We start from the raw sequence: 15,009 nt of genomic DNA, 5'->3' as shown, positions 1-15,009 counted from the left end.
GGCTTACCCCGCCTTAGCAAAGAGATGGATCAGATCGCGTTGCCATGTGTAGGCAGTCGCAGCACTCCACACCACAAAATAGGTGCTCAAGCAGCCTGGAGCCACAGGAGGAATCACGATCTGCATGGCCTCCATGAACATGCCTGTCATGGTGCCATCGAGCTGAGAAATCAGAGGGCCAACGATGCCCCGCATAAAAACGAACAGCGCTACTGTGAGGCCCGTCATTGCAGTGACCGTCGCTGCGCCAAAAGCGACCTTACGCCCGAAGTATTGAGCGAACCAGTTAACCAGTCCGACCAGAAGATTTGAAAGTAACCCACCAATTAATGGCATTAGTCCACCTTAGCCCCCATGACGCTGGCAACACGAGCAAACGTCATCCAAATGGTTGCGAGAATCCACAAGAAATTCATTACCGGCACTACATATGGCTCAATCGCGCAGATATTTATTTCTAGCCTAAATGTCTCAGTGAGTATTTTCATTTCACCCAGATTCCACGGGGAACAGGTCTTATGCGTTAACCATTGAAACCCGCCATTAGTGCCCGTCGAGGTGTCTTTATCGGCAGAGTTTTTAATCCCGGACAGGGTATCCATGCGCTGCTGATGATCCTGCGCCTGTTTATCTAATGCCGAATCAAATTTACCCTCTCCGTCAGGCGTGCCGGTTTCATCAATCTTGCAAGGGGGTTGCCCTTTTGCACCGCAGCGACCGCCCTTTTCTTCACCATCGCCATCACCGCCACTGCCATTACCACCGCCCCCCGAGGAAACGCCGGTATCTTGGCCTGAATATGCGGGCTTACCATTTGCAGCGCATTTATCCTTGTTTTCAGCTTTTGCGCACCATGCCCTGTCTACTTCGGTTGTAGAACTGCTTGTGGTGGTGCTCTGGCCCGTTGCTTTGTCTGTGACTTTGACAGTGTCCGTAGTAGTGCACTTTCCCAATGCGCACTCTGTTTTTGTTGTCGTTTCCGTGCGCGTTTTAGCGTCCTCATCGAACTTTGTCGTGGGCGCGAAATTCACACCGTTGTAGCCGTAGCTGGGGATGCACTTGGTTTCAGTACCGACTTGGCCCTGATAGCCATTTGGACAGGTAGGATCCTGCTTTTTAGGAAGCTCTGGGGGCTTGTCGGGATCAGGAGGGTTGGTCGATGCATCCAATCCCGGCACACACGGCTGGAAATTTTGACCGATCATCTTTGGCTGAAGCGTACCCCTTGAGTGCCAATTGCCATCATCAGTTTTCCAACTTACCTCAAGATCAAAATTCATTGCACAGGCAAGACCTGGCTTGATGCTGTCTCCCTGAGGTTGGCAATACGACCCAGAATTTAACTGACCGTCCAATACAACAGGCAGTGAGGTATTTCCGAATGCATTGGAATTATAGAAAGCCGCTCCACAAGCCTTTTCGGAAGACATTTCAGGAACGCATTGACCACCCTCCTCAAAGAATCCCGAATTACAAGAGCAGGAAGATCCCGATTGTGTTGAGTTACTTGGACAAGAATTAAAAGGAACAATATCGTACTTCCAATAATACGGATCCCCGCTCGACTTCCAATTACCACCTCCTACACACGAACTTCCATCGACACGCCAATAATGGTTAACAAAGGAATCATGCCGTTCTGCATACCACTTGTCATAAGCTGTTTTACAGGCAGATTCTTTAGTCGAAAATTGCCCATATGGAAGATCAGGAAAGTGAAAGCCCGGCCGCAACGGAAACGCATTTGCAGATGCCCCGACAAAAATGAAGAGCAATAGGGAAATCAGACGGACAAAATTAGTCATAAAGTTTGCGGCACCCTGCCACCCCCGCTACGCAGGGGTAGCAGAGCGCCGCACCCATTAACCTGCGCGACCCAACTTCTTCACGAAACGGGCACCCACCACCCAGCCCACGCCGAGCAGGGCCAAAGACACCAGAGCACCACCACCGGCAGCGATGATCAGAGCGATATCAGTCTTGGCCTGAGTGATGGCCGCAGACGGATCCGTGGGATCCGCAGCCATGGCGAGAGCCGGGCCAGCAGACAGAGCCAGAACCATTGCGCGTGCACGCAGAGTCTTCAGTTTTTCTTTCATAGAACACCTCAAAAACGCCGGTAATGCGACCGGCAAACGCTTAGGCACCATTGCCCAATTGGTTGATGAACTTGACGACGTAGCCGACCTTGTAGCCAGCGAAATAGGCGAAGACGAGCAGCCCTAGGTATGCAGAAATCAGCACTAGCCGACCCTCCCCTGCCTGTAGCCAAGCACGAATGCAAAGAAGGTCGTAGCAGCGACAAAAAGCTCTATGAGGTTTTGATCCATTACCAGAACTTCCCAGTTACGGCCTGCACCCACTCAGGTTCAGGCGCCAGTGATGCGCAGCCCGTGACAGCCACGCAGAGAGCGAACCACAACAGCAGATCACGCATGAGCTACCCCAGGCTTGTCCGATAGCCAGCTAAAGGGCCCGCCGGTGTTTTCAATGCTTCTGGGCGTGGTTCGCACACGCACAAATCGCGTAAAACCGCCGCCCGTTGGCACGAATTCAGACCGCAGGAGTTCGCCTGTCTCAGCATTGAGATAGCCGCCTCCCGGCGCAGGTCTGAACTTGTCTTTGATCGAAGCATTGCCCTGCACATACGCAGGCCACAGAACCCAGCGACGGCAACCACGGCCAACTTCATCAAGCCCACCAACACCACTGATCCGAGCACCATGCGGAAACTTCCCTTCTGATGTGCCTTTGCTGGCGTACTTCATGAGGTAGGCAACGGGATGCGTTGCGCGTACCCGGTTAGACATGCCATGCGTCCACATGGGCGCTTGAAATGCGCCCTTCTTCTTCCAGGCGCTATCTGGCTTTGGAGGGGTCAGGCCGTTGTCCAGCCAGACGCACACGTGGTAATGGATGACGCCTCGCTTTTGCAGCTCAGCGACCCAGACATAGCGAACCTTTTTGCAGCCGGTGCGGCTGTAATGCCACTTGCGCAGGCCATCGAGATAGCGGCTGATGTGCTCTGCTCTCCAATCGCGGTTTGTGCCGCGATAAGTCAGCGTGAGCATCCAGACGCGCTGGTTTTTCTTGCCCAGGTTATGCAGGGCTTTTGCCGAGATACCGACGCTTTTTTGCATGCGGGTAATGCGGGCCTTTTGGTGGTCAATTTCGATGGTGTTTTCAGCCACGAAATCAACTACCGAAAGGCCAGAAATTCCACTCTTGCAAGTTGTTGATAGTGAGACAAGCCCGCGCGCTTCGCGCGCTGCCTGCGCCTCGCCCAGCAACGCGGCCATGCGTGCATGCTGGACGCGCACATTGGCCTCAGAACGGGCCACGTAGCGCGCACGAGCAGCCGCCATGCGTGGAGACACACCCTTGTATTGGACGTGCGCCCACGGCTCAAATTTCGACTGATCAAACTTAAATTGATCTTTGTCCGGAGGAAGTGCGGCAGCACGTCGAATGCGATCAAGTCGATCAATCATCAGCGCACCCCCACTTCGATCAGGTACACCGCATGACGACGCCAAGCGCAGTGCGCTTGGTAGCACTGCTGGTCATAGTCGGGCGGGAGGTTCTTACGAGCTGGCGGGAAGTCCAGCTCATGAGCGCGAGCGCGCAGATAGTCGAGGTATTGCGCCCCGTTGCTGGGGGCGTACTTGAGCCGGTCAGGCGCTGGAGCCAGAGGGCCAATATCCAGCGTCATGCCGGAGCCGGGAGTGGCTTGGACAGCGATGAGAGCCATCAAAAAGCCCTCCGGAACGCATCGCGAGCGATCTGCTCAAGACGGTCTGCCTCGGCCTTAGCAGCAATAGCCACACTGCCCAAACGCTCAGACTCCGACCCTTCGCAGTCCAAAGCACGCCGGACACACACACACCAGTTGTCACGCGCGGCTTGCCAAGCTTGGTACTCAGCGGGAACAACGCGAGGGCCGTCCGTCACGAAGAAATCGGCAGCCATCAGAAGCACTCCCCGCCGATGGCATGGTCACCGGCCCAGAACGTGGCCTCGCTGTACGACACAAGGTCGGTATCGACGTGCAGAGTGACCGTCACGCGGTCTGCCTTGACGCCGGGCGGCTGGTGTTCATTCCATGCAAAAAGGAGCGCCAAAAGCGCCCCTTGAGCCATGGCCTCGCGTGCTGCGGTTTCCATGACGCGACCCTTTACGACTGCACGGGGGCAGGCTTGGCTTTCAGGGGCACCAGCTTGGGGCTGAGTGCCAGATCGCCAGTTCGGGACACGTAGATCGATGCTGGAGCGAATGTGTATTCGCCCACGGGATAGAACAGAGCTGCGCCCTGCTCGTTCTTTTCGAGGATGACCTCGGTTTTTTCGGGGTACGGATTGGGGTTGCCGTTGCGGTCAACCGTGTGAACCCAGACAGTCTGAAAGTTCAGGCTGTAGGGCTTTCCGGAGGCCTTTGCATTGCCGCTTTGGTTGCGGACGTCGGTCGACTTCACCGAGACTTGAATCATTGATCGCTCCTGAAATTTGGAGGAACACCCCGACATGGGGCAAACTATCCAAAATGTGAACGTTATCAATTTCTGATAACGCTCGGAGCATATCAACGTGTTTACAAATTTGCAACACTATGAGCGCAAAAATCCTGATAGACCTAGCAGCCGAGAAGGCTGGAAGCCTGAGAAAACTCGGTGAACTACTGGAAGTCCCTGCGGGAAACCTTACCCAAATGAAGCAGGGAAAACGGCCATGCAAGGCGCCCATGCGCGCACGAATTGCAGAGATTGCAGGAATCGACCCAACATGGGCAGTAATCGAAGGCTTGAAAGACGAACTGGACGACTCTGACGAAATACAAAGGGGAGCACAAACGATGCTTCAAGCTATGCTTGACGCATTTCCCAACCGTTCGTAATTCATTCGGAGACCTTGTATGTCCATGTTGAAAGGCAAAACCGCTCTCGTGACGGGATCGACCAGCGGAATCGGCCTAGGTATCGCAATCGCTCTGGCACGCCAGGGTGCCAATATCGTGCTCAACGGCTTTGGCGATGTCGAAGCACCACGCGCCCAGGTGCTTGATGCCGGCAAAGCAGCCGGTATCGAAGTCGGCTACCACGGAGCGGACATGAGCAAGGCCGCCGACATTGAAGCCATGATGAAATACGCCGCCGCCGAATTCGGCCGCGTCGACATCCTGGTCAACAACGCCGGCATTCAGCATGTGGCCAAGGTGCAGAACTTCCCCGTGGAGAAGTGGGATGCCATCCTCGCCATCAACCTGAGCAGCGCCTTCCACACCACGCGCCTGGCCCTGCCCGCCATGCAGCAGGCCAACTGGGGCCGCATCATCAATGTGGCCTCGGTACACGGCCTGGTCGGCTCGGCCGAAAAATCGGCTTATGTCGCCGCCAAGCACGGCATCGTCGGCCTGACCAAGGTGACGGCGCTGGAAAACGCCACCACCGGCGTGACCTGCAACGCCATCTGTCCCGGCTGGGTGCTGACGCCGCTGGTACAAAAGCAGGTGGACGCCAAGGCTGCCGCCCAAGGCATCAGCAATGAAGACGCCACCAGGCAGCTGCTGGGAGAGAAAGAGCCTTCGATGCAGTTCACCACGCCCGAAGAGCTGGGCGAGTTGGCCGTCTTCTTCTGCTCGGCCGCAGCCAACAATGTGCGCGGCGTGGCATGGAATATGGACGGCGGCTGGGCCGCACAATAAAAGCCGCTCGGCTCCAGCGCATGCGTCTATCAATTAGATAGCATCTAGCGCTTTCCAGAAAACATATTCAGCATCAAATCATGATGAAAATCAAAAAGGAGCAGCGCAAGCTGCTCCTTTTTTATATGCGTCGCGCAAATCCGATCACTGCATCTGAATCGAGCCACCGACGCTGACCGTCACCTCGGTGCGATCCGCCTCCACCGGCACGGGCGCGGCATCCGCATAGCTGGCCTTGGCCATGCTCATCATGCGTGGGCGAGGCATGGGATGCCCGCCGCCGCCGCTGCTGCTCACATTGACCTCGCGCAGGCTGTAACCCGCAAAACCGAAGCTCTTGGAGATGGCTGCAGCACGCTGGCGGAAGCTCTCGATCGCCTTGGCCTGGGCTTCGCCCTCCACCTTTTCCCGTGCTTCGCGCGAGAGGCCGAAGCTCATGCTGGCCAGCGTCATGTCCTGCACCTTGGCCGCAGCCTGAGTGATGCGCACGAAGTCGCGCCCCTGCAGCACGATCTCTGCCTGGCCCTGCCAGCCTTCGATCTTGCCGTTGTTGCCATAACGCGGCGAGATGGAGAAATTACCGGTGCTCAACTCCATCTGCCGACCTTGCGCATCATTACGCAGAGTGGTCATGGCGGACTCCACGATCTTTTGCAGCTGGGACTGAACGGACGCGGCATCGCGGCCATCCTTGCTGGCCGACAGGGTTGCCGTCATCCAGTCCTGCTTGACCTCCACGGTTCCCTGAGCCGACAGCTGCACCACATTGGCAGGTCTATGCATGTCACGCGCGGCGCCCTGGGCCCATACATTGCCGCCAGCGCAGGCCGCAGCCAGCGCAAGTGCGGCAGCCGCGGCGCGAGAGGAAGAGGAAGACTTGGAAAATTGATTCATGCGGTTCACCCTTGTAAGTAAATCAGGCCATGCAGATACACATGCATTTCACCATTGCGCAAAGTCGCTGCAGCGCAGCATGTCAGCCCAGAGTGTGACTTTATGTACGAATACTCCACATTCGACACACCAACAGAACAAACACTGAAACAATAGTGCAAAATACTCTTGAAAAGTTCCTCATGAAACATTTATTGTTCCATTAATAAACGCAACAATCGTAACAAGTAGCAAGACTTGAGCTTGTTTTGCTGGATTTTTTTGATCTAGCGATAACAATGGGCCAGTTACAAATAAATCGACAAGGACGATCATGGCAACGACGAACAACCGTACTGACAAGATCCTCGTGGTGGATGACGATGCACGCATCCGCGACCTGCTGCGCCGCTATCTGACGCAGGAAGGCTTCGAGATCATGATTGCCGAGGACGGCAAGGCGCTCAACCGCATCCTGCTGCGCGAGACTGTCGACCTGATCGTGCTGGATCTGATGATGCCCGGCGAGGATGGCCTGTCCATCTGCCGCCGCCTGCGCTCCGCCAATGACCGCACGCCCATCATCATGCTGACCGCCAAGGGCGAGGATGTGGACCGCATCGTGGGTCTGGAAGTGGGCGCCGACGACTATCTGGGCAAGCCTTTCAACCCCCGCGAACTGCTGGCCCGCATTCATGCCGTGCTGCGCCGCCGCCCGCCTCAGGAAGCACCGGGCGCGCCTTCGGGCGACAACGAGGTGGTGACCTTTGGCCCCTTCACCTTCGACCTGGGCACTCGCGTGCTGCAAAAGAATGGCGAGGAGTTGCCACTCACCACCGGCGAATTCGCCATGCTCAAGGCCCTGGTGCGCCACCCGCGCCAGCCTCTGTCTCGCGAAAAGCTGGCCCTGCTGGCCCGTGGCCGCGAATTCGAGCCGTTCGACCGCAGCCTGGACGTGCAGGTTTCCCGCCTGCGCAAGCTGATCGAGGAAGACGCTGCCGCACCGCGCTATATCCAGACCGTCTGGGGCGTGGGCTATGTGTTCGTACCCGATGGCATGAACTGATTCTGCCCGCCTCCATCGCAACAAGCCGCCCGCTGCGCGGCTTGTTGCGCTTGGGTACCGGCCCATAGGACCCATAAGTCAAGCTCTTTCAACAACCACCAGTAGATAGACACTTTTTGGACAAACCGTAACCCGTGTCGCCCATATTGGGCGTACCCTCGGGCCCAGTTATTTCCGCATTGCTGTTCATGAGCGCTTTTCACCATCCGCCGCCCGACGCCACCAGCCCCGTACCTCTGGAGTACGAGCGGCGCAGCACAGCTCGCTCCCCTGTGGGGCTGAACCTGTTCTGGCGTACTTTCTGCCTGCTGGCCCTGCTGCTGGTGGGCAGCATTCTGGCCTGGCTGCAGACACTGCGGGCACTGGATTTCGAGCCACGCACGCTGCAGACGGCCAAGCAAGTGGCCTCTTTGGTCAATCTGAGCCGCGCTGCCCTCGAGCATTCGGATGCGATCAACCGCGTCTCCCTGATCAAGACCATGGCCGACCAGGAAGGCGTGCGCATTCTGCCCCGCGAGCCCGGCGACTCCTTCGAGCTGCTGGAGCAAAACGCCCTTGGCCAGAAGCTGACCGAGGAGCTGACCACCCGCCTGGGCTACGGCACCGTGGTGGCGCGCAGCGTCAACGGAGAGCCCGGCCTGTGGGTTGGCTTCACCATCAACGGCGATCGCAACTGGATGCTGATGGACCAGTCGCGCTTCACTCCCGCCAGCGGCCAGACCTGGCTGATCTGGCTGATCACGGCCGCCCTGCTCTCGCTCATCGGCGCGGCCGCCATCGCCCGCCTGATCAACCGGCCACTCAAACAACTGTCCTATGCAGCCAATCGCGTGCGGGAGGGCGACTTCGACGCCAGCCAGCTCGACGAGGAAGCCGTGACCAGCGAAATCCGCGAAGTCAATATCGGCTTCAACCGCATGGCGCAGAAGCTGGCCAAGCTGGAGCAGGACCGCGCCGTGATGCTGGCCGGCATCTCCCACGACCTGCGCACGCCGCTGGCGCGGCTGCGTCTGGAAACCGAGATGAGCGTCTATGACGATGTGGCGCGCGAGCATATGGTGGCCGACATCGTTCAACTGGACGCCACCATCGACAAATTCCTGGATTACGCCCGTCCCGATCATCGCGTCATGCTCAGCCCCGTGGATCTGCACGCCGTGGTTGCCTCCTGCGTCTATGCCGTGCAGGACCATCGTGAGCTGCAGATCACCATGAACGTCCCCGAAGACCTCTACGTCATGGCCGATGAGGTGGAGCTGGCGCGTGTCATCTCCAACCTCTTCGAGAATGCACGCCGCTATGGCAAGACCCCGTCCACCGACACCACCGAGGTGGACGTGGTTGCCAAGGAAAGCGAGAAATGGGTGGTTATCCGCATCCGCGACCATGGCAAGGGCGTGCCGGCCGAGCAACTGGCCAATCTGACCCAGCCCTTCTTCCGCGGCGACACGGCGCGCACGGCGGCCGCAGGCGCAGGCCTGGGTCTGTCCATCGTGGACAAGACGGTGCAGCGCATGGGCGGCATGTTTGCCCTGTCCAATTCATCGACAGGCGGCCTGGTCGCCCATCTGCAGTTGCAGCGCGCCATGGGCGTGACGGCCGGTGCGGCGCCCGAACAGCGCCTGCAGCGCCCCCAGGTCAAGCGCAATCTGCCGCGCGACAAGAAAGACGATGAGACCATGGAAGACTGAATCTGCCCGCCTCATTGCACAATCGGCATCGCCTTTCAACCATCTGCCGGAGAGCTCACCATGCAAGCCCGATGCCTGTGCAAAGCCGTTCTCGTCACCGCGCCCGACACCCACGAAGTTCATGTCTGCCACTGCAGCATGTGCCGGCGCTGGGGAGAAGGCCCGGCCTTCACCCTGCATGGCGGCACGGCGGTGCAGACCAGCGGCCCCGTCACACGCTATGCCTCCTCGCCCTGGGCGGAGCGCGCCTTCTGCAGCAGCTGCGGCACCCACCTCTTCTACCGCCTGCTGGCAAGCAACGAGCACTTTCTGTCTGCCGGGCTGTTTCAGGACGCCCAGGGACTGAAACTGGCACAGCAGATCTATATCGACGAGAAGCCCGACTATTACGCGCTGGCCAACGACACCCCGACCCTGACCGGGGCCGAAGTGCAAGCCCTCTACGGCGATTCATGACCGGCTTTCGCAGCGGCCATTGCGCCGAACGTGGCTAGGCAGTCCGTACCAGCAAGGCCACGGCACGAGCCTCCATGGCCTGCTGCTGACCCACAGGCCCCAGCTTCTCGGCCGTCTTGGCCTTGACGTTGACCTGTTCCACATCCAGCGCCAGCACCTGGGCAATGCGTTCGCGCATCTTCTCGATATGGGGTGCCAGCTTGGGCGCCTGAGCCACGATGGTGCTGTCGATATTGCCGATCTCGAAGCCCTTGGCACGCACGCGCCTGGCAGCCTCGGCCAGCAGCACGGCAGAGTCGGCACCCTTGAACTGCGCGTCGGTGTCCGAGAAATGGCGACCGATATCGCCCAGCGCCGCAGCGCCGAACAGCGCATCGGTGATCGCGTGCAGCAGCACGTCGGCATCTGAATGGCCGAGCAGCCCCAGGCTATGAGGCACTTCGACACCGCCGAGAATCAGCTTGCGTCCAGGGACCAGGGCATGTACATCCCAGCCTTCACCAATACGAAAATTCATAAAAATCCTTGTCAAACCCTTGCTCATAAAGCGCAAGCAGCTATCAAATTAAATACTATCTGTGCCAATCCGGGTCGTGCATGGCGTTGCCCGTCGTCAAGCCCTGTCGATGGCGAATCCGTCTAGCCACGCGCCTTGCGCTGCAGCAGCACGGCCTCGGCCAGCGCAAAGTCGTCGGGGTAGGTCACCTTGAAGTTCTGCGCACCGCCCGGCACCAATCTCGGTGAGTGACCGGCCAGTTCCATGGCGCTGGCTTCATCGGTCACGGCAGCGCCCGCCGCCTGCAGCGCAGCCAGCAAGGCTGCGATACGGAACATCTGCGGCGTCTGAGCCAGCCATTTGTCGCTGCGCTCCACCGTCTGCGCCACACGCGCCGGGCCTGCACCAGCAACCTGCTGCTTGAGGGTGTCGGGCAGCTTCAGCGCCAGCAGCCCACCCACCGCATCCGGCAGGCAGGCATCGATCAAGGCATTGACCTGCGCCGATGCGACCAGACAGCGCGCCGCGTCATGCACCAGCACCCAGTCCTCGGCGCTGGCTCCCATGCGCAGCAATTCCTGCAGGCCGTTGCTCACGGTCTCGGCACGGGTGGCTCCGCCACAGGCAGCAATGCTGAGCCGGGCGTCCGTGGCGCGCTCCTGCCAGAAACCATCGGAAGCAGAGACCACCAGCAGCACACGGTGCATGCGCTGCACCGCCAACATGGCGGCCAGCGTGTGCATGACCATGGGCTGGCCCGCAACACTCTGGTATTGCTTGGGCAGCTCGGGGGCCGGGGAGTCTGCGGCAATGGCGCGCAGACCGACGCCCGCGCAGGGAATCAGCCCCCAGCAGCGGGGCGCAGATGCTGGCGATGAAGCCGCCGCAGCGTTTGCCTTGTCGTCCGTCATGGACTCAGGCGAGAAAAACCGATCTGTCATGCACAGTATTTTAAAATCACCATTTCGTCCGAAAGCCCCTGAGATCCATCGACGACCGGCTTTCGGCTTGCATCGCCTTGAGGTGTCCCCATTTTGAGTGAATGCGCCGCCAACCATCAGCTCCGCGCTGATTGGACTGTGAGCCCTGCCTTTGATGGCCGGACTCGCCCGCATTCAATCTATCCCCGTTTTTTTGCATCCAGCCCGCGCCTGCGCGCCGCTGCCTGCGTTCGTCTGTGAAAAACCATGCAACTGCCCAAGCTCACCCCCGGTAAACGCTTTCACCTGCCCCGTCCAGTTGGCAGCGCCGACGCGCTGCTGCTGGCCAGGCTGGGCGAGCGCGAAAAGCGAGACGGCCGGGTCACTGCCATCGTCACGGCCGATGCCGCCGACGCCCACCGCCTCATGGAAGAGATGGCCTTCTTCGCCCCCGAGCTGCGCTGCGCATTGTTTCCCGACTGGGAAACCCTGCCCTACGACAGCTTCTCGCCGCACCAGGATCTGATCAGCGAGCGCCTGGCCACGCTGTGGCGCATCAACCAGCGCGACAAGCAGCATGGCGCCGATGTGGTCATCGTGCCCGCCACCACGGCCCTTTATCGCCTGGCTCCGCCTTCGTTTCTGGCCGGCTATACCTTTGAATTCAAGCAGGGCCAGAAGCTGGACGAAGCCAAGCTCAAGGCCCAGCTCACGCTGGCGGGCTACCAGCATGTGTCCCAGGTGGTCAGCCATGGCGAATACGCGGTGCGCGGCGGCCTGATCGATCTGTTCCCCATGGGCTCGCTCCAGCCCTACCGCGTGGATCTGTTCGACGACGAGATCGACTCCATCCGCACCTTCGACCCCGACACGCAACGCAGCCTCTACCCCGTGCCCGAGGTGCGCCTGCTGCCAGGCCGCGAGTTCCCGATGGACGAGGAGGCGCGCGCCAAGTTCCGCAGCCGCTGGCGCGAGCTGCTAGAAGGCGACCCCACGCGCAGCCGCATCTACAAGGACATGGGTGCCGGCATTGCCACGGCCGGCATCGAGTACTACCTGCCTTTGTTCTTTGACGAGACGGCCACGGTCTTTGACTACCTGGGCGATGAGGCCACCGTGGTGCTGCATGGAGATCTGGAGCCGGCCTTCCAGCGCTTCTGGCAGGATACCAAGGACCGCTACCGCCTGGTGCAAGGCGACCCCGACCACCCGGCGCTGCCGCCCGAGACGCTGTTTCTCAGCGCCGACCAGTTCTATACCCGCAGCAAGGAGCATGCCCAGCTGGCCTTGCGCCCGGGCACCGAAGATGTGGCCGACAGCGCCATCTTCCAGAAGCTCGAAGACCTTTCCGTGCTGCGCGGAGCCGATGACCCGCTGGCCAAGCTGCAAAAACATATAGCATCCAGCGCAAGCCGGGTCTTGCTTCTGGCCGAATCCGATGGCAGGCGCGAGAGCCTGCTCGACTTTTTCCGTGCCTCGGGTGTCAACCCGCCCGTGTTCGATTCGCTGGCCGAGTTCCAGGCCGATGCCACGGAAAAGGTCGGCATCGCCACCTCCAGCCTGATGACGGGCTTTGCCTGGGTCGAGGAAGGCCTGGACTTCGTCACCGAAACCGAGCTGTTTGCCAGCAGCCCCACGGGCCGCCGTCGCCGCCGCCAGGAGCAGGTCAGCGATGTGGAGGCCCTGATCAAGGACCTGTCCGAGCTCAAGGTGGGAGACCCCATCGTTCATGCCGACCACGGCATAGGCCGCTATCGCGGGCTGATCAATATGGACATGGGCCAGAAGAACACTGACGGCACGCCAGCACTGCAGGAGTTTCTGCATCTGGAATATGCGGCCGATGCCGTGCTCTATGTGCCCGTCAGCCAGTTGCACCTGATCAGCCGCTACACCGGCGTCTCGCCCGACGATGCGCCGCTGCACAAGCTGGGCGGCACGCAATGGGAAAAAGCCAAGCGCAAGGCCGCCGAACAGGTGCGCGACTCGGCTGCCGAGCTGCTCAATATCTACGCCCGCCGCGCCGCGCGCCAGGGCCATGCCTTCCGCTTCCCCACGGCCGACTACGAGCAGTTTGTGGCCGACTTCGGCTTCGAGGAAACGGCCGACCAGCGCGCCGCCATCCACGCCGTGGTGCAGGACATGATCAGCCCCCAGCCCATGGACCGTCTGGTCTGTGGCGATGTGGGCTTCGGCAAGACCGAGGTCGCGCTGCGTGCAGCCTTTGTGGCAGCCATGGGCGGCAAGCAAGTCGCCTTCCTCGCCCCCACCACGCTGCTGGCCGAGCAGCATTACCAGACCCTGGTGGACCGCTTCTCCAAATGGCCGATCAAGGTGGCCGAGGTGTCGCGCTTCCGCTCGGGCAAGGAGATCACGGCGGCCATCAAGGGCATCTCGGACGGTACGGTGGATATCGTGGTCGGCACGCACAAGCTGCTATCCGAATCCACGCAGTTCAAGAACCTGGGCCTGCTCATCATCGACGAGGAACACCGCTTTGGCGTGCGCCACAAGGAGGCCATGAAGGCCATGCGTGCCGAGGTCGATGTGCTGACACTGACGGCCACCCCGATTCCGCGCACCATGGGCATGGCGCTGGAGGGGCTGCGCGATCTGTCGGTGATCGCCACGGCGCCGCAGCGGCGTCTGGCCATCAAGACCTTTGTGCGCAACGAGGGCACGGGCGTGATTCGCGAAGCCGTGCTGCGCGAGCTCAAGCGCGGCGGACAGATCTACTTCCTGCACAACGAGGTCGAGACCATAGAGAACCGCAAGCAGAAGCTAGAGGAAATCCTGCCCGAGGCCCGCATCGCCGTGGCCCACGGCCAGATGCCCGAGCGCGAGCTGGAACGTGTGATGCGTGATTTCGTGGCCCAGCGCTACAACATATTGCTGTGCTCGACCATCATCGAGACCGGCATCGACGTGCCATCGGCCAACACCATTCTCATCAGCCGCGCCGACAAGTTCGGCCTGGCGCAGCTGCACCAGCTGCGTGGCCGCGTGGGACGCAGCCACCATCAGGCCTATGCCTATCTGATGGTGCCGGACCTGGACGGCCTGACCAAGCAGGCCCAGCAGCGGCTGGAGGCCATCCAGCAGATGGAGGAGCTGGGCTCGGGCTTCTATCTGGCCATGCATGACCTGGAAATCCGTGGCGCCGGCGAGGTGCTGGGCGAAAACCAGAGCGGCAATATGATGGAAGTGGGCTTTCAGCTCTATAACGAGATGCTGTCCGAGGCCGTACGCAGCCTCAAGGCCGGAAAGGAGCCCGATCTGCTCTCACCGCTATCGGCCTCCACCGACATCAATCTGCATGCCCCGGCCCTGCTGCCCAACGACTATTGCGGCGACGTGCATCTGCGCCTGTCGTTCTACAAGAAGCTGGCCACGGCCAAGACGGCCGATCAGATCGATACCCTGCTCGAGGAGATCGTGGATCGTTTCGGCAAGCTGCCGCCCCAGGCCCAGACCCTGATCGACGTGCACCGCCTGCGCGTGCTGAGCCAGCCCTATGGTGTTGTGAAGGTCGATGCCGCTCCTGGCGTGATCAACATCAGCTTCAAGCCCCAGCCGCCGATCGATCCCATGAACATCATTCACCTGATCCAGAAGAACAAGCACATCAAGCTGGCAGGCAACGAGAAGCTGCGCATCGAAAAAGAACTGGAGAACCCCAAGGACCGTGCCCAGATGGTGCGCGATGTGCTGCGCAGCCTGGGCCAGCCGCTCAAGAACGAAACTGCCGTTCATGCCTGACAGGGCTGCTGACAAAGCCAGCAGGGCTATTGAGGCCCTACCGATGCAGAC

The 15,009-nt window shown here is 60.1% G+C and carries 16 protein-coding genes; 6 read left to right on the top strand and 10 right to left on the bottom strand.

What is annotated here, in order from left to right:
• Positions 1-3: 3 nt before the first annotated feature.
• From ACWGXF_RS10595 to ACWGXF_RS10565, 7 genes are all read right to left on the bottom strand, one after another.
• Positions 4-336 carry a DUF5455 family protein gene (locus ACWGXF_RS10595; protein WP_148747873.1) on the bottom strand — a complete coding sequence of 111 codons (333 nt, stop codon included), beginning with the start codon at positions 334-336 and terminating at the stop codon, positions 4-6.
• Positions 336-1,805, bottom strand: coding sequence for a hypothetical protein (locus ACWGXF_RS10590; protein ID WP_452101893.1), 1,470 nt, complete (start codon positions 1,803-1,805; stop codon positions 336-338). Before ACWGXF_RS10590 ends, ACWGXF_RS10595 begins: the two co-directional genes overlap by 1 nt.
• A 57-nt stretch (positions 1,806-1,862) precedes the next feature.
• Positions 1,863-2,099 (bottom strand): hypothetical protein, encoded by a 237-nt coding sequence (locus tag ACWGXF_RS10585; protein WP_177340806.1) that lies wholly within the window; start codon positions 2,097-2,099, stop codon positions 1,863-1,865.
• A 330-nt stretch (positions 2,100-2,429) separates the two neighbouring features.
• On the bottom strand, positions 2,430-3,491 hold the full coding sequence (locus tag ACWGXF_RS10580; RefSeq protein WP_452101892.1) for a rolling circle replication-associated protein: 1,062 nt from the start codon (positions 3,489-3,491) through the stop codon (positions 2,430-2,432).
• Complete coding sequence (locus tag ACWGXF_RS10575; protein WP_452101891.1) at positions 3,491-3,751, bottom strand: hypothetical protein; 261 nt, start codon at positions 3,749-3,751, stop codon at positions 3,491-3,493. The genes ACWGXF_RS10580 and ACWGXF_RS10575 overlap by 1 nt, the downstream gene beginning before the upstream one ends.
• Positions 3,752-3,968: 217 nt before the next feature.
• On the bottom strand, positions 3,969-4,163 hold the full coding sequence (locus ACWGXF_RS10570; protein WP_452101890.1) for a hypothetical protein: 195 nt from the start codon (positions 4,161-4,163) through the stop codon (positions 3,969-3,971).
• A gap of 11 nt (positions 4,164-4,174) precedes the next feature.
• On the bottom strand, positions 4,175-4,486 hold the full coding sequence (locus tag ACWGXF_RS10565; protein WP_452101889.1) for a single-stranded DNA-binding protein: 312 nt from the start codon (positions 4,484-4,486) through the stop codon (positions 4,175-4,177).
• A 119-nt stretch (positions 4,487-4,605) separates the two neighbouring features.
• On the opposite strand from ACWGXF_RS10565, the gene ACWGXF_RS10560 reads away from it, so the two are divergent.
• Positions 4,606-4,890, top strand: coding sequence for a hypothetical protein (locus ACWGXF_RS10560; RefSeq protein ID WP_039048573.1), 285 nt, complete (start codon positions 4,606-4,608; stop codon positions 4,888-4,890).
• Positions 4,891-4,914: 24 nt separating this feature from the next.
• Positions 4,915-5,697, top strand: a complete 783-nt coding sequence (locus ACWGXF_RS10555) for a 3-hydroxybutyrate dehydrogenase (RefSeq protein WP_256631232.1) — start codon at positions 4,915-4,917, stop codon at positions 5,695-5,697.
• 144 nt (positions 5,698-5,841) lie between these two features.
• Here ACWGXF_RS10555 and ACWGXF_RS10550 read toward each other — a convergent pair whose 3' ends face one another.
• Positions 5,842-6,591, bottom strand: a complete 750-nt coding sequence (locus ACWGXF_RS10550) for an SIMPL domain-containing protein (RefSeq protein WP_034351922.1) — start codon at positions 6,589-6,591, stop codon at positions 5,842-5,844.
• 313 nt (positions 6,592-6,904) lie between these two features.
• Here ACWGXF_RS10550 and ompR point away from each other — a divergent pair, with 313 nt between their 5' ends.
• The 3 genes from ompR to ACWGXF_RS10535 all read left to right on the top strand — a co-directional run bounded on the left by ompR (position 6,905) and on the right by ACWGXF_RS10535 (position 9,783).
• Entirely contained in the window at positions 6,905-7,636 is a 732-nt protein-coding gene (gene ompR / locus ACWGXF_RS10545; RefSeq protein ID WP_003055820.1) for an osmolarity response regulator transcription factor OmpR, read from the top strand.
• A gap of 188 nt (positions 7,637-7,824) precedes the next feature.
• Positions 7,825-9,327, top strand: coding sequence for a sensor histidine kinase (locus tag ACWGXF_RS10540; RefSeq protein WP_034363318.1), 1,503 nt, complete (start codon positions 7,825-7,827; stop codon positions 9,325-9,327).
• 60 nt (positions 9,328-9,387) lie between these two features.
• Positions 9,388-9,783 carry a GFA family protein gene (locus tag ACWGXF_RS10535; protein ID WP_256630296.1) on the top strand — a complete coding sequence of 132 codons (396 nt, stop codon included), beginning with the start codon at positions 9,388-9,390 and terminating at the stop codon, positions 9,781-9,783.
• A 34-nt stretch (positions 9,784-9,817) separates the two neighbouring features.
• Here ACWGXF_RS10535 and ispF read toward each other — a convergent pair whose 3' ends face one another.
• Positions 9,818-10,300 carry a 2-C-methyl-D-erythritol 2,4-cyclodiphosphate synthase gene (gene ispF / locus ACWGXF_RS10530; protein ID WP_039048570.1) on the bottom strand — a complete coding sequence of 161 codons (483 nt, stop codon included), beginning with the start codon at positions 10,298-10,300 and terminating at the stop codon, positions 9,818-9,820.
• A 122-nt stretch (positions 10,301-10,422) separates the two neighbouring features.
• Entirely contained in the window at positions 10,423-11,190 is a 768-nt protein-coding gene (gene ispD, locus ACWGXF_RS10525; RefSeq protein ID WP_256631231.1) for a 2-C-methyl-D-erythritol 4-phosphate cytidylyltransferase, read from the bottom strand.
• A gap of 276 nt (positions 11,191-11,466) precedes the next feature.
• Here ispD and mfd point away from each other — a divergent pair, with 276 nt between their 5' ends.
• Positions 11,467-14,958: a transcription-repair coupling factor gene (gene mfd / locus ACWGXF_RS10520; RefSeq protein WP_452101888.1), complete on the top strand. Its 3,492-nt coding sequence runs from the start codon at positions 11,467-11,469 to the stop codon at positions 14,956-14,958.
• The last annotated feature ends 51 nt before the right edge of the window (positions 14,959-15,009 follow it).

It is taken from the genome of Comamonas sp. HJ-2 (genome assembly GCF_053615495.1).
This window is presented reverse-complemented; position numbering and strand designations above follow the sequence as displayed.